Source organism: Chryseomicrobium aureum (genome assembly GCF_043182735.1).
GTDB lineage: Bacteria > Bacillota > Bacilli > Bacillales_A > Planococcaceae > Chryseomicrobium > Chryseomicrobium aureum.
Genome location: NZ_CP171117.1, coordinates 26,066 through 40,646, shown reverse-complemented (window position 1 = coordinate 40,646; position 14,581 = coordinate 26,066). Strand labels below are relative to the sequence as shown.

Below are 14,581 nucleotides of genomic sequence, written 5' to 3'. Positions count from 1 at the left end.
ATGATTATATATACTTCTTAAAGGAATTTTATAACGGAAGTCGAATAGTTAGATAGAGGAAGTAAATTCAAACGAGAAAGGTTGCGACAATTTGAGTACACGCGAGACATTTTTAAAGGAATTCAATGACCAAATGAAAGATCTGTATATTCGTTCTTCGGAAGCGGGATGGATGGCGCAGACGACTGGAGAAGCGGAATGGGCGGAGAAATCTGGAGAAGAAGACACGAAGTTTAGTCTGTTGTTTTCATCAAAAGAGAAATATGAAGAGGCGCTCAAGTTCCTTGAAACTGACAGTGGAAGCGTAGAAGAACGTCGTCAATTGCAGTTACTGGTCAATGACATGAAGAGCAATCAGCTTCCGGAAGAAATTATTGCGGACCTTGCGAAGCGTGGTTCAGAACTGAACTACTTGTTCAATACATATACACCAGAAGTGGACGGCAAATCGTATTCTGCTAACGATATCCGAGAAGTACTTTTGACGAGCACAGATCTAGAACTGCGTAAGAAAGTGTGGCTTGCGAGTAAAGAAGTTGGCGGCGTTGTAGAAAAAGGTTTACTTGAGCTTGTGAAAAAGCGCAATGAAGCGGCTCGATTACTTGGCTACGACAACCATCACCAAATGAGTTTTGAACTGCAGGAACTGGACCGCGGGGAGATATTTTCTATCTTCAATGACCTGATCGACCAATCGGATACTGCCTACCGTAAGATGAAGTCAGATCTGGATGCACGCCTAGCGAAAAAGTTCGGCATCACACCGGAAGAGATTCGCCCGTGGCACTATGTGGATCCGTTCTTCCAGGAAGCGCCTGCTTCTGACGCAACGAATCTTGATTCATTTTATAAGGGAAAAGATATTCTACGACTGACGACATAGACGTTCAATTCTATGGGAATCCAGATTGATGATTTGTATGCGAAGAGCGATTTGTTCCCACGTGCAAAAAAGAATCCGACAGCGTTTTGTATGGACGTCGACCGCGCTGGCGACACGCGCGTATTATGCAATCTGACAGAGGATGCGTACTGGATGGAAACGAACTTGCATGAGTTTGGGCATGCGGCGTATTTCAAATATGTTGATAGCGACCTTCCGTTCATGTTACGCACGAATAGCCATACGTTGACGACAGAGGCGATTGCGATGTTGTTCGGCAAGATGGGGAAAGATCCACGCTGGTTAAAGCGTTTCTTAAGACTTGATGAAAAGACGATTGACGGCCTTGAAGGAGAACTTGCGGAATACCAACAGCTTCAAATGTTGATCATGGTGCGTTGGATTATCACGTTTGTGTTCTTTGAGAAGGAACTCTATGAAAACCCTGACCAAGATTTGAATGCATTATGGTGGAAAATTGTGAGCGACGTGCAACTTGTCACGCCACCAGAAGATACATCGAATCCAGACTGGGCAGCGAAAATCCACTTCACACTAGCACCGGTCTACTACCAGAACTACTTGTTAGGTGAATTAATGGCGGCACAGCTTCAGCGCCATATCGAGACAGAAATCTCACCGGAATTCTTTACACAAGAAGCGGGCGACATGCTCCTGAATGATTTCTTCAAACCAGCGGCCCTGTACGACTGGAACGAAAAAATCGAGCGTATCACAGGCGAAAAGCTCAACCCGACTCATTTTGTGGAGTTGTATTGTAAAAAATAATATTATACAAAAACCAGCTGAATCCTGTTTGGGGTCAGCTGGTTTTAGTTTAGTATAGATTTTATCTTTTGGGCAGCTGTATATCAGTATATTCATATACTGGTATACGAGTATACTTTCAAAGCAAAGCTTCTAACTGATTTGCTACTTCCGGAATAGATAAGTTTGTAGTGTCTATGATGACATCTGAACTCTTCTCTAAAAGTGGCAGAACTGCACTGTGGTTTTCAAGAATTTCTTGTCTCTGTTCCGGTGTTTTTCCATATTGATTTGTAGTCCGTGCCTCAATTCTCTCAAACATTGTAGAAAGATCCGCTTTCAACAAGACTACGACATCAAAGTCTTTATAGAACTTTCCTTGATTGTCGCAGCATCCGGAAATAAAGAGGTGTTCCTCCCCACTACTTTCAACTAGCTGCTTCATTTTATTCTCGTTTAAGAAATGCGCTTTTGCTGTTCCTGTGACTACTTCTTCAACATAGTCTCCATAATCTGTGTCGATTGTTCTATAGCCTCTATAATTTAATTCATCCAATGCACTTGTTGTCCCGACTCCAGATAAACCAGTTATATAGATGATTGTCATGAGAACCTCCTACTTTTTTAGGATTTCAGCAGTTCACTATCCAGCGATTTCAACATATTAACCCCCGCAATTTGAAAGCCCAGTTCTTCGTATAGCTTTCGTGCTCCTGTATTGCTTCCGAACACGTGAAGTTTGAAATAAGTGATATCTTTTTGGCGAAGTAAATGCTCTATCTGACGCATAACTTCTGTACCAATGCCATTGCCACGATACACTTCGAATAAATAGATTTCGTAAAGAAACGCACTCTTCTTTTCGTCATCTATTTTCACCCACACATAGCCGGCTAATACCGCATCTACTTGCACAGTAAATAACCAGTGATAACGAGTTGCGAGACCTTTTGGAAGTAAGTTGCTTAGTTGCTTTTTAGCTTGTTCGGAAGGATTCCCACCCACTTCATGTACGTTTTCAGATAAAACCTCTGTATAGCGCTGAAGTTTATCTTGAAAATAGACTTCAAACTCTTGGGGAGCCATTTCTCTTAGTTCAATCATAGTTTTCCTTCTTTCAGTCTATTATTCAATTGTTAAATCATTCGCTCCTTATTGATCACAAAATCCGGGTGCGTCACGTAATCCATATAGGTGATATCACCTTTGAATTTCAAATAGGCCTGGAATCTTTCTCGGATTGCCGGCGCAGTAATCAGCTCTAAAACTTGGTCTTTCTGTATCCACCTTACCTCTGTCGTCTCAATAGATGTGGTCAGTTCTCCTCCTGTAGGTTTGCAGACGTAATCAAGCATTAGCTTCGTTGGAACGTCTGTGATACCGTCGTACCATTTATGGACTCCTGTATTTGAATAGACACCAATTAAGTTCACGATTTCAATATTGATTCCACTTTCCTCTTGCACTTCTCTCACAAGTGCATCAAGCAAATTCTCTCCAACTTCTACTTGTCCACCCGGAAAAACCCATCCCCCATGTTGTGTTTTCACTAAGAGAATATTGTTTTTAGTGTCTTCCACAATTCCACCGACTGCGACTATATGTGTAGGCATTTTCATCTTGTTACTCCTCTCTACTTATCTCGTATGAGTTATTCGAAGGTACTCACCTTGTGTAAACTCTTTGGCAGCTTTTAAATTTGAAGAATCTAATAGAACTTCAAGAGGAATGTACACTTCATGACCCTTCTTCTTGAATTTCCGCAATACTTCAATATCAAAACCCAGAAGGGCTTGTACTTGTTCTTGAATCTTGGGACCTTTTATAGAATTGGGATTTCCAGCGTCCACATGGAGAATTAAACATCTATAATTCTTCTCACCATTCAAGGTAGCGAATTTCGCCATCTTTCCAGCAAATTTCATCGGTGTAAATCCGATAGATAGTGTCTTTCCTGTCATAGAAATCCTCATAGGTCCTAGTGACCCCAAGAATTTGTATAAATCACTAAATAGTATTAATTCGCTCATTTGCAATTTCTCCTCCTAGTTACATTTACTATTTGAATACGCTCTCAAAACCTAAATATTGGTACTGTGAGTATATCAATCAACTCCACTTTTGTTTCAATCATCTCGAAAATATTCACTACTGTCACTAAAAAGAAAAAACTAGTAAAACATTCTTTTGTTAAGAGCGATATTTCCTGTTAACTCTCCTCTCTATCCACCTTACAATAAATGGTATCATAGGAGTCGATGCAGATTATTTAATTTTTGATTTTAAAACTTTTACATATACTTTGAAACTTTCTCTTCTCCTCAATGCCTCTAATAAGTGAAAGGAGGATACATATGACGTATTCAATCCAACTGGTTCATGCTGCGATAGCAGGCGATGAACACGCTTTTGAACAGCTGATTATTCATGAAAGTAACAAGCTCTATAAAATTGCCTACTTGCACATGCAGAACAAGGAAGATGCATTGGATGTGGTACAAGAAGCAACATTTCAAGCGTTTCTATCTATCCATCAAGTGAAGGAGCCTGTCTATTTTAGTACCTGGCTTGTGAAGATTTTGATTACGACAGCATACAAGATGCTTGGGAAACAGAAACGGACAATCCAGCTGCCAGACGAGACCATTCAGTATATTTTGGAATCGCACTACGTGGTATCTGATTCTATTGATTTATCTCATGCAATCGAACATCTGAGCCCTGATTATCGAAACTGCATTACACTTTACTACTACTACGATTTGCCAATCAAAACGATTTCACTTGTTCTGGAGAAACCTGCCTCGACTGTGAAGACACATCTGCGACGGGCGAAAGTGGAATTGAAAGATTTACTAAAGGAGGAGTACCATGCAAAACGACTTATTTAAAGGCATTGAAGTTCCAACAACGGATGTGAATCATGCTATCAAACAAGGTATTACAAAGGGGCAGCATGTGAAAAAGACGCGCCAAAAGGCTCACCTGACAAAACGGTTCACTATGATTGGCTCTAGTGCGGCAGCGGCGATTCTAGCAGCTGGTCTAGTAGTGACGCCCATCGGGAATGTTTTAGCTCAAGTTCCTTTTGTGGGAGACTACTATCAGATGCTAAACATGTCTGTTGGGGTAGAAATGGCATCTGAGCAACTTGTAACAGAGATCAATGAATCCGTCACTACAAACGGTGTAACCGTAACTGTTACGTCCGCTTTCTATGACGGTCACTTCCTAGGGCTTACTTTTAAAGCAACGGGCTCAGAGTTACCAGAAAATCTACCAACGGACGTAGGACCGGAGGCTGGCTATTCGTTTGATTTATTCAAGTTACAAGATGACACAGACGACTTAGGTGGGACTTTGGCAGCTTTAACTAAGGAAGGCGATGCTTACGTCTCGGCTATTATCTTAGAAAACCACAACCTGCAGGATTTAAAGACATTGCCGATTACGTTTACGTCTATGGCTGGTGTAAGAGGAGAATGGAAGTTCAATGTGCCAGTGGAAGCCTCACCTTCTAAAACATTGATACTAAATGAAACAGCCGTTTCAGCGAATGGTGATTATGCAGTACTATTTTCCGGTGTAGTAATCAATAAAGCGAGTGTTGTCGTGAATTTTGCTATCCAAGAGCAAGTAGGGATTGAAGGTGAAGGGCTTCTCTTCCGATCAAAGGTAAAAACTGAAAATGACTACGCTTCTATTTCGAGGACAGATAACACTTTACTTGTTCTTAAAAAAGGTGTGGAAATGGAGACCATCATTTTGGAGCCGTATTTCAAAGTTAATAATAAAGAGATTAACTTGACTCCAATTGAATTAAATTTAAATTAGAATGAATAGAAACGTTGCCCCATTCAAACATTCTGAATGGGGCATTTTTAAAATAAATTACATATTCAGCTCGTTTTGACACACAGAGAAAAACAATCCGTCTAATTAGTACCTGCACGCAAAGGAGGATCAAAGCTACATGAACAGCGACCAACAAACCATCTCTGACTGGTTCTATCTCTACAGCCAAGACATCTACAACTTCCTTGTCTACTATACAGGCACGCGAGACGTTGAAGATTTAGTGCAAGACGTATTCATCAAAGCTGGAAGAGGCCTGGGCAGTTTCCAGAACCAATCGAGCCCTAAGACCTGGCTGATGAGTATCGCACGCAATATCGCAATCGATCACGCAAGAAAACGACAAACCAAAGTCAGCTTGACCGCACTTCCGTGGCAAGACGCCACTCTCCCTACGCCGACGAGTGACTCACCCGAACAACAGGTACTTGATAGCGAAGACAAGTTGGCACTCTACCATCTCATCAACCAACAAAAAAAGAAATTTCGAGACGTGTTGCTACTCCGCGGAATCCAAGGACTTTCAGTCAGCGAAACAGCCACTATCCTAGGCTGCAAAGAGACCGCGGTTCGCACAAATTTCCATCGTGCCATTAAAGCCTTACGATCCGAACCCAATTGGAGGGAATTGTATGAACGATAATCGCCTCACACCTGACAACGAACTGAACACATTCCCGGCGCACCGCATGTCAGAAGAAACGCAACACCGCCTTCACCAAAACATCATGAAAGCACTTGAAGAACCTGTCGCTCCACCAAAGCGAAGCCACACGAACTGGTCTAAAGCACGAACTGGGCTCATTGCAGTCGCTGCTCTTTTCATCCTGACGATTCTTTCGATTAATCTGTTCAACACACCATCAAACACAGCAGTGGAAGAACCACCCCTTCCTGCTGAACAACCGGGTGACCTCGTTCCAGGAACTGCACCCGAAGAACAACCAGAAGAAACAGCGTTTGATTCTGCTGCACTTGAACAACAAGCCAATGAAATCCTGCAAGCTCTTCACGACCGCGATATGGAAGCACTCGCAAACAACGTTCACTCACAAAAAGGAATTCAGTTCTCGCCTTACCTTTCTGTCTCAGACTCTACGGTCAGCTTCCAGCAAAGTGAAATCGCAGGTCTGTTATCCGACTCCGAAACGTATCTTTGGGGTTACGGAGAAGCCAATACGGAGATTCGTTTGACGCCTGCGGGTTACTTTGAAGAACATCTTCAAGTCGAGCGCTTTTTTGAAGCAGATGAAGTCTTCGTCGATACACCGAACGAAGAACTCGACCCGTCGAACTATTTAATGAGTGTCTATCCAGAAGCTAAAATCGTCGAGTTCTATCACGCGGGAACCGCCCAATACAGCAATCTCGACTACCGGAGCCTCAACTTAGTATTTGAGCAAGAAGATGCTAGCGATGAATGGAAACTGACTGCAATCATCAACAATCTATTCACTCCATAACCAAACAAAAGCCACCAAACCTCTGGTGGCTTCTTTCTGTTTAGTTATACAAGTGACCTTTCACAGAAGGATGTAACAGATCTTATTATCAGTCAATTGAAGAAGTGATCACAATTTCCAGAGTTCCCCTCACAGGTACCTATTGAAGGTTAAATAAAAAAACACAAATCCTGAAATATTAGGATTTGTGAAATTACAATTTTAGTTTATAAGATTTTTGCTGGAACTTTAAATACATCTATAAGGTTTCGGAAGTACGTATTTTTTGAAATCCATTTTATTGAATAAAAACCGACTACTCCACCTAGTGTGTTGGCAATCAAGTCGTTCACATCTACACTTCGAGCACTATTGAAAATAATGTACATCAGAAGTTGCACTATTTCTATACAGATACTGAACAGCAAACTACCGACTAAGACCGGCTCCCACGAGATTTTATCTTTCCTCATCACTAACCATTGGTAGACGCCAAATGGAATGAACATAATGATATTCAATACAAATGTTGCTAAATCAATTGTTAGTATCGGGATGGGATTGATTCGGCTAAGCCAGGAAGTCTGATTTTTATACATTCCCCAGTTCACTTCAATTGGGAACGTGGTTAAAGCTAGCACCGATAGTAGATAAGTGCCTAAAGTGATCAACGTGATGTATTGAAACACATTGTACCTCTCACTCTGTTTCTTTATCTTCCCCATCATCAAAATCAAATACACGACAAACAGTGGTCCCAAAACATACCATGCGTCAATAGTGGCTATATACGACCAAGACTCTTCCGTCTTCATTCTCATCCAACTCCTCTTCTTCAGATCAATCGCGTGTATGCTTTTTAGCTGATACACTAATTATTTCATTGAAATCTGAAGAAATAGGTAGAGGAATTCTTAAGGATTTCTAAATTCTTTCTTTACCAATCAAATCGCACTGTGATACGATAGGCAAAATCAAAATGCATTGAAGAGACTAGTACATATCCTACGACTTTCAAAGAGAGCTCCGGTTGGTGAGAAGGAGTAAGGGCTGGGTATCGAATCAAACCTCTGAGCATTGCACCGGAACTGTGAAGGGATGGTGTAACGGGCGCTCCCGTTATAGAGCTTAGGTATACACCGCAATGACGGTCGTACCGAATGAGGTTTGTGTAGCAATGCATAAACATTTAGAGGTGGCACCACGAGAGAATCTCGTCCTCAAGACTAATCGTCTTGAGGGCGGGATTTTTTTATTTTAGGGGGAATGAATATGAAGAATTGGAAGAACAGAAGTCTACTATTGGTTGGAATCGGAACCTCTACTTTAGGGGGATGGGTTTACCTAATCGCTTTAAATTTGATGGTATTAGAAAGAACCGAATCAGTTATTGCTGTATCGGTCCTTTATATCCTTGGACCGCTAGCGACGCTTTTCACAAATTTTTGGGCGGGAAGTTTTATTGATCGCACGAACTCAAAGCATCTGATGATTGTACTCGATATTTTACGTGCAGCTCTTATTGGTTTCCTACCTATCATGCCTTCTATATTTTACGTTTACATACTCGTATTCTTCATCAATGTGGCAAGCACGATGTTCGAACCCACTTCTATGGTCTATATGACTAAACTGATTCGGGAAGAAGATAGACAGCGGTTTAATGCACTGCGAGGACTGATTCTTTCGTGTGGTACATTATTTGGTCCTGCCGTGGCCGGACTGTTATTCTTTATTGGTTCTGCAGAAAATGCCATTTACATCAATTCTCTAGCACTTCTCGTTTCAGCAGGTATTCTTCTCTTGTTACCAACTGTTGATTTGCAGTCTTCGGAAACCGACTCTCGTATCTTAAGTTGGGCAATGGTCAAGAAAGACATTTCGCTCATCTATTCGTTCAGCTATTCCAATACATTCGTCATTAAAATCTATTTACTTTTTATCGCAATGCTTGTGATGATGACGTCACTCGATTCCATAGAAGCAGCTTTTATTAAGCAGTCACTTGAACTATCAGATACTAATTATGGACTTCTTTTAAGTCTATTTGGTGCAGGTATCTTACTCGGCTCGGCCATCAACACACTATTCACAAAGTATTTAGCTGTCAATACTTTGATTGGATACGGTTCACTTGGAACTACAATCGGCTATATTCTTCTCTATAGCTCCCAAGATTTTATGAGCGCTGTCATTGGAACAGTGCTCATAGGTTTTGCATTTACTTTTGCCAACACTGGATACTTAACGTTTTATCAAAACCACGTTCCTGCTTCAATGATGGGCAGATTTAGTAGTCTATTCGGAATTGTGCAGGCCTTCATGATTATTGTCTTAACAGGGGGTATTGGTTTAGCAGCGACAGGTGCATCTGTTCAACTAGTAGGATTTATAGGTTCTTTAGTTTTCCTCACGGTAGGACTACTTGCTTGGAGAATGACTTTCAGAAGAAGCTCGACTGCATTAGAATTAGGCTAAGGATAGCTCTGATATTTTCATAGATATATTTAGGAAAATGAATTAAGTAACATACAAGGAGGAAATTATGGAATCTACGTTGATCATTATAAGAGGAAACTCTAGAAGTGGAAAAACAACTGCTGCGAAGACTCTTCAAAACCAATTAGGAAATGGCACACTTCTTGTTTCTCAGGATGTTGTTCGTCGTGACATGTTGAAGGTCCATGATCGAGATGGAAACCCCTCAATTGATTTGATTCGTCAAATCCTAAAAAAATCATTAATCTTTTCTACCCCGTTAGTTAAACAATATCGCTTACTTCTGTTCAGCTCGTTTATAAAATTTCAGGTATCTCCTTCACCCTATCTTTTATTGTACCCTAACTCAACAAAGCAGAAGATTTGTTAAACGTTTTTAGCGAGTGTTACTATGGACAAACTTAGGTAACTATTGAGGAGGATCTGTAATGGTAAATGAAGTGATTTTGGACGATTTTTCTTTGAAGGTAACTGATTTTGAAGAGGGAGTCTCCACAAACAGCTCCGAAAAAAAAGCAAAGACGATTCGGTTTGATTTCGAAGTAAGAGGCGGAAATGAGTACCACGACGTTACGGTCCATTTATACAAAAATACATTTGATGTAAAGATCCCTGAACTCGATTTGAGCTTCAGAGGAACTATCAACAATTACTCTACTTCACGGACTGATTTCACGGATGAAAATTCTTCATCACTATTCAGCCTGGAGCTGATTGAAATTGGATAGAGAAAATCGACTGAAGTTAAGCATCCTGGATCAATCACCTGTATCCGCTGGCAAAACACCAGCTACGGCTTTGCAGGCTTCCATGGAGCTCGCAAAAAGTGGTGAACAGTTCGGGTACACACGTTATTGGATTGCCGAGCATCACGATTTCACCGGACTGTCCTGTTCTGCGCCGGAAGTAATGCTGGGCTATATTGGGGCGCACACCAAAACAATCCGTATCGGAGCAGGGGCGGTATTGCTTCCGCATTATAAACCATACAAGGTTGCTGAAGTCTATAATATGCTAGCGACCCTGTTTCCTGGCAGAATTGATTTAGGGATCGGAAGGGCTCCGGGCGGATCAGCGGAAGTGACGACGGCTCTCTCGGATAATTATTTACAAAATGTCTACAAAATGCCGGAATCCTTTAAAGAACTTTTGCATTTCCTCAAAGATGATTTTCCGGAAGACCATATGTATTCAAAAGTATCTGCAGCACCGCTTCCGGAAATTTCTCCTAAACCATGGCTTCTCGGGACAAGTAGTAAAAGTGCCAAGCTTGCTGCAGAGAACGGAAGCGCCTATGCATTCGGTCATTTTATGAGCGATAAAGACGGGCCGGAAATCCTTAAAACCTACAAAGAAAATTTTCAACCGGGTTTATCCCAACAACCAGAATCAATCATAGCCGTGTCTGCCATTTGTGCAGAAACGACCGAGAAAGCTGAACACTTGGCAAAGAGTGGTTTTCTCTGGAAGTTAAATATGGCAAAAGGGGAAGGTAGCGTTGGGGTCCCTTCACTAGAAGAAGTCGAAAACTATCCATATACAAGCGAAGATCAACAAGAAATTGAAGAGATGCGGCGCAAAATGATCATCGGCAATCCACAAGAAGTACGGGAGCAGCTTGAACAGTTACAATCCATCTACCACACCAATGAATTCATGATTATTACTATCACTCATGACTATATGGATCGCTTACAGTCGTATAAATTGATTGCTGAAGAACTCTTGTAATAAAAACAGCCAGTTAATTAAAGGCTAACTGGTTGTTTTTCTATTTAGTTGATTACATTTTGATGCTCTCCTAACACCTTTTTATATCCTAACTTCCAAAGATAGCAACATACTGATTTTGCAAACCAAATCTATTACCCGACCATGCTAAAGTATTCAAAACATACCCTAAAGAATCCGCATTATATCGCCCCGCAATTTTCTGATAGGCCAACAACTCAAACTGTTGATTGTAATCAAAATCTACAGGATACAACCCACTAAGCGGATTTACAAATCCAGTGATCGGACTCTTCAGCTTTCCATTTTCATAATAGATTTCATCTAAATACTCGCTGCCTCTTGCTGAAATGTCAATAATGATTGAGAGAGACATCGACCTCCATTTAGACTTGCCTAAGATGACTGAGGGTATCCTGCTCGCTAAAATACTCCTAGTTTAACGATTGTACATAAGCTTCCATTCCTTGCAGACGAAGCTTACATGCTGGGCACTCCCCACATCCATCCGCAATTATTCCGTTATAACATGTCAATGTTTTTTGACGAACAAAGTCAAACGCACCTAGCTGATCTGCTAAAGCCCATGTCTCTGCTTTATCGATCCACATGAGTGGCGTATGTATAACAAATGATGTATCCATCGACAAATTTAATGTGACATTCAATGATTTTACAAAGGCATCGCGACAATCTGGATAGCCACTAAAATCGGTTTCACACACACCTGTTACAATATGCTTCGCGCCAATTTGGCTTGCTAAAATCCCTGCGAAGGATAAAAAAACTAAATTACGACCTGGTACAAACGTAGATGGGAGCTCGTCTTCCTCCCCTTCTTTTATTTCGATATCGTCTCGCGTTAACGCATTCGGTGCCAACTGATTCAAGAGCGACATATTTAAAATATGATGTCGTACGTTCAACTCCTGGGCAATTTGTTTAGCACATTCAATTTCGAGTGCATGGCGTTGTCCATAATCAAAAGTTACGGCTTCTACCTCTTTAAAGTTTTTTAAAGCCCAAAACAAACACGTTGTACTATCTTGCCCGCCACTAAATACAACAACGGCCTTATCATGTTTCATTATTTTTTCTCCTCTTTTTGCAAGCAAAGTTTAGTAAATTGAAAAATTAGCGATTATCAATTTTTTCAGGATATAAATCATGATTCATTAAACGATAGTTTGCTATTTCTTCATATTTTGTACCTGGACGACCGTAGTTGCACCATGGATCAATTGAAATACCTCCACGTGGTGTAAACTTGCCCCATACTTCAATATAGCGAGGATCTAAAAGTTTAATTAAATCATTCATAATAATATTTACACAATCCTCGTGGAAATCACCGTGGTTGCGGAAACTAAATAAATATAATTTCAACGACTTACTTTCCACAATTTTTTTATCTGGAATATATGAAATATACATCGTTGCAAAATCCGGTTGCTGCGTAATCGGACAAAGACTTGTAAACTCTGGGCAATTAAATTTCACAAAATAATCACGGTCTACATGTAAATTGTCAACAGACTCTAAAACTTCTGGTGCATATTCAAATGTGTACTTCACATTTTGATTCCCTAATAATGTTAAATCCTCTAATCCTTCTTTTTGGTGACGACCAGACATAAAAAAACCTCCTTAAGTTAATACCGTAGTATTTCAAGGAGGGCTAACTATAACGACTCTAAATAAACTAGTAGAGACATAAAAAAAGCCACATCCGATATGGACATGGCGAATTGTCATGTTTCCATAGTTTTTTATAGAGGGTATCAGCTATGAACCTCTCCTGAACAACTCAGGTATTTCATTAGTGTTCATTGTATTATATATAGTAGTACCTGTAAATCAATATTTCGACATGATGCTTTTCTAGAATAATGTGAATTCATTTCATACTAAACTTAAGCTTCCTCCACATTTGCCTATCATTTTACAGCCCAGACTTACACCCCTCTTTTATTTCCCCAGATGAGGGTATGCAGCTGTGGCAGTACTTTAACATCATTTAATTGTTCATCCATCATCACTTGATCAATGAGCATTTCATACTTTGCCAATAGATGATTTGCTAATTGTCCAGTGTCTGAAGTGGTAATATCATCATTTCCGACTTGTAAATAAAGGGGGATGTCTGGGTATCGTTGATGTACATCTTTGGCATACTCATAATCCTCTTGATTAAAGATAACGATTTTTAGGGACATATGTTGATTACCATTTCGAATTTTCAACTTCTCTAAAATAGTAGACAGCATCGAAAAATTTGTGGTCATACCAGAGCTAGGTGGCTTTGGTGAAATTGTTAATTCATCGATGTCGTATAGCCAATCCTGCCACTTACTTCCTTGCGTCTCTACCCCAATTTTTATATTATTTTGTTTTAAAATCGCAATCAGTGCACCTAGGTTGGAAAGAAGTGCTGGATTTCCTCCTGAAATTGTGACAAATGAAAACCTATTTCCACCAACACGTTTCAACTCTGTCCAAATATCCTCGGCCGTCATTTGCACGATTAAATGCTTGCCGCTGCCGTCCCATGTAAATGACGAATCGCACCAAGAACAGGCATAATCACATCCAGCTGTGCGTACAAACATCGTTTTCTGACCTATTACCATGCCCTCGCCTTGCATTGTAGGACCAAAAATTTCAATTACAGGGACTTTACTCAACTTCCATCCATTCCCTTCTTGCTTCAGCATAGCTCGTAGGCGTTTCATATAGCTTTACAAACTCTACACGTGCGCCATCATACCGTTGCTCCTGTTGCAAAGCACCATGTAATTCTTCATAAATCCAAACAACAATATTTTCAGCTGTTGTATTCATCGGAGGTAGCGTTTCATTGATATAATGATGGTCCAAATACGTTTCGATTTGCTTCCACATTTCCTTAATTTCTCCAAAATCAATCATCAATCCTCGATCGTCCGTATAACCGCTTAAGCCTAAAATCACACGATACGTATGTCCATGTAGATTTTTACACTTTCCCTCATAGTTATGGAGATGATGTGCGGCGTCAAACGTAAACTCTTTACTGACAAGTACACGCTTTGCATGATACTTCAATTGACTACTTTTAATATCCACATCGATTTTTTGTAGCTTATCGACAATTCTAAATTCAGGCATATGTTAAAATCTCCTTCAGCTTATAAATATAAAAAACTCCCTCGTAAAATGTTTCCGACACTTTCCAAGAGAGGCGCTATGATTCGTTCTATTAAAACATAGGAAGAAAACATAAAAAAAGCCACGTCCTATATGGACATGGCGAATAGTCATGTTTCCATAGTTTTTTATAGAGGGTAGTAGCTATGAACCTCTCCCGTTTTATTTCGGGCGTTATTGTATAAGATTATCATATAGTAGTTTTCAGTAGATATCA

General features: G+C 40.4%; 18 protein-coding genes, 2 pseudogenes, 2 riboswitches and 1 other annotated feature. Of the genes and pseudogenes, 10 read left to right on the top strand and 10 right to left on the bottom strand.

The genetic code is table 11. The annotated features are described in order from the left end of the window. The first annotated feature begins 91 nt into the window (after positions 1-91). Both ACF3OH_RS00230 and ACF3OH_RS00225 read left to right on the top strand, forming a co-directional pair. Entirely contained in the window at positions 92-883 is a 792-nt protein-coding gene (locus ACF3OH_RS00230) for a M2 family metallopeptidase (protein WP_392455263.1), read from the top strand. Between the two features lie 12 nt (positions 884-895). Beyond that, positions 896-1,672, top strand: coding sequence for a M2 family metallopeptidase (locus ACF3OH_RS00225; RefSeq protein WP_392455262.1), 777 nt, complete (start codon positions 896-898; stop codon positions 1,670-1,672). A 118-nt stretch (positions 1,673-1,790) separates the two neighbouring features. Here the strand turns inward: ACF3OH_RS00225 and ACF3OH_RS00220 are convergent, their stop codons facing one another. The 4 genes from ACF3OH_RS00220 to ACF3OH_RS00205 are packed head-to-tail and all read right to left on the bottom strand — an operon-like array spanning position 1,791 to position 3,681. Further along, positions 1,791-2,258: an AAA family ATPase gene (locus tag ACF3OH_RS00220; protein ID WP_204589985.1), complete on the bottom strand. Its 468-nt coding sequence runs from the start codon at positions 2,256-2,258 to the stop codon at positions 1,791-1,793. Positions 2,259-2,275: 17 nt separating this feature from the next. Continuing rightward, positions 2,276-2,755: a GNAT family N-acetyltransferase gene (locus ACF3OH_RS00215; RefSeq protein ID WP_392455261.1), complete on the bottom strand. Its 480-nt coding sequence runs from the start codon at positions 2,753-2,755 to the stop codon at positions 2,276-2,278. A gap of 32 nt (positions 2,756-2,787) precedes the next feature. Continuing rightward, positions 2,788-3,270 (bottom strand): NUDIX hydrolase, encoded by a 483-nt coding sequence (locus ACF3OH_RS00210; protein WP_392455260.1) that lies wholly within the window; start codon positions 3,268-3,270, stop codon positions 2,788-2,790. 18 nt (positions 3,271-3,288) lie between these two features. After that, positions 3,289-3,681 (bottom strand): hypothetical protein, encoded by a 393-nt coding sequence (locus ACF3OH_RS00205; protein ID WP_392455259.1) that lies wholly within the window; start codon positions 3,679-3,681, stop codon positions 3,289-3,291. Positions 3,682-4,005: 324 nt separating this feature from the next. Between ACF3OH_RS00205 and ACF3OH_RS00200 the strand changes: the two genes are divergently transcribed. The 4 genes from ACF3OH_RS00200 (at position 4,006) to ACF3OH_RS00185 (ending at position 6,969) form a co-directional block, all read left to right on the top strand. After that, positions 4,006-4,542 carry a sigma-70 family RNA polymerase sigma factor gene (locus ACF3OH_RS00200; RefSeq protein WP_392455258.1) on the top strand — a complete coding sequence of 179 codons (537 nt, stop codon included), beginning with the start codon at positions 4,006-4,008 and terminating at the stop codon, positions 4,540-4,542. Continuing rightward, positions 4,523-5,485, top strand: coding sequence for a DUF4179 domain-containing protein (locus ACF3OH_RS00195; protein WP_392455257.1), 963 nt, complete (start codon positions 4,523-4,525; stop codon positions 5,483-5,485). The genes ACF3OH_RS00200 and ACF3OH_RS00195 overlap by 20 nt, the downstream gene beginning before the upstream one ends. Before the next feature lie 139 nt (positions 5,486-5,624). Further along, on the top strand, positions 5,625-6,149 hold the full coding sequence (locus ACF3OH_RS00190) for an RNA polymerase sigma factor (RefSeq protein ID WP_392455256.1): 525 nt from the start codon (positions 5,625-5,627) through the stop codon (positions 6,147-6,149). Further along, positions 6,139-6,969, top strand: coding sequence for a hypothetical protein (locus tag ACF3OH_RS00185; protein ID WP_392455255.1), 831 nt, complete (start codon positions 6,139-6,141; stop codon positions 6,967-6,969). Before ACF3OH_RS00190 ends, ACF3OH_RS00185 begins: the two co-directional genes overlap by 11 nt. A 206-nt stretch (positions 6,970-7,175) precedes the next feature. Here the strand turns inward: ACF3OH_RS00185 and ACF3OH_RS00180 are convergent, their stop codons facing one another. Then, positions 7,176-7,763, bottom strand: a complete 588-nt coding sequence (locus tag ACF3OH_RS00180) for a VanZ family protein (protein ID WP_392455253.1) — start codon at positions 7,761-7,763, stop codon at positions 7,176-7,178. 160 nt (positions 7,764-7,923) lie between these two features. Further along, positions 7,924-8,173: a binding site (T-box leader), on the top strand. 47 nt (positions 8,174-8,220) lie between these two features. Here ACF3OH_RS00180 and ACF3OH_RS00175 point away from each other — a divergent pair. From ACF3OH_RS00175 to ACF3OH_RS00160, 4 genes and pseudogenes are all read left to right on the top strand, one after another. Beyond that, positions 8,221-9,426, top strand: a complete 1,206-nt coding sequence (locus ACF3OH_RS00175; RefSeq protein ID WP_239584865.1) for an MFS transporter — start codon at positions 8,221-8,223, stop codon at positions 9,424-9,426. A gap of 67 nt (positions 9,427-9,493) precedes the next feature. After that, positions 9,494-9,682 (top strand): annotated as a pseudogene (locus ACF3OH_RS00170) (AAA family ATPase); the annotation flags it as partial. Between the two features lie 193 nt (positions 9,683-9,875). After that, positions 9,876-10,175, top strand: a complete 300-nt coding sequence (locus tag ACF3OH_RS00165) for a DUF3219 family protein (RefSeq protein WP_204589980.1) — start codon at positions 9,876-9,878, stop codon at positions 10,173-10,175. A 10-nt stretch (positions 10,176-10,185) separates the two neighbouring features. Then, positions 10,186-11,178, top strand: a complete 993-nt coding sequence (locus ACF3OH_RS00160) for an LLM class flavin-dependent oxidoreductase (protein WP_204590081.1) — start codon at positions 10,186-10,188, stop codon at positions 11,176-11,178. A gap of 88 nt (positions 11,179-11,266) precedes the next feature. Here ACF3OH_RS00160 and ACF3OH_RS00155 read toward each other — a convergent pair. The 5 genes and pseudogenes from ACF3OH_RS00155 to queD all read right to left on the bottom strand — a co-directional run. Continuing rightward, positions 11,267-11,539, bottom strand: a pseudogene (locus ACF3OH_RS00155) (VCBS repeat-containing protein); the annotation flags it as partial. Positions 11,540-11,612: 73 nt separating this feature from the next. Further along, positions 11,613-12,266, bottom strand: coding sequence for a 7-cyano-7-deazaguanine synthase QueC (gene queC, locus ACF3OH_RS00150; protein WP_392455252.1), 654 nt, complete (start codon positions 12,264-12,266; stop codon positions 11,613-11,615). 46 nt (positions 12,267-12,312) lie between these two features. Next, entirely contained in the window at positions 12,313-12,813 is a 501-nt protein-coding gene (gene queF, locus ACF3OH_RS00145) for a preQ(1) synthase (protein WP_204589978.1), read from the bottom strand. A 120-nt stretch (positions 12,814-12,933) separates the two neighbouring features. Further along, a riboswitch (PreQ1 riboswitch) is annotated at positions 12,934-12,980 on the bottom strand. 153 nt (positions 12,981-13,133) lie between these two features. Further along, complete coding sequence (gene queE / locus ACF3OH_RS00140; protein WP_204590080.1) at positions 13,134-13,862, bottom strand: 7-carboxy-7-deazaguanine synthase QueE; 729 nt, start codon at positions 13,860-13,862, stop codon at positions 13,134-13,136. Then, positions 13,855-14,325 carry a 6-carboxytetrahydropterin synthase QueD gene (gene queD / locus ACF3OH_RS00135; RefSeq protein ID WP_204589977.1) on the bottom strand — a complete coding sequence of 157 codons (471 nt, stop codon included), beginning with the start codon at positions 14,323-14,325 and terminating at the stop codon, positions 13,855-13,857. The genes queE and queD overlap by 8 nt, the downstream gene beginning before the upstream one ends. Positions 14,326-14,478: 153 nt before the next feature. Further along, a riboswitch (PreQ1 riboswitch) is annotated at positions 14,479-14,525 on the bottom strand. Between the last annotated feature and the right edge of the window lie 56 nt (positions 14,526-14,581).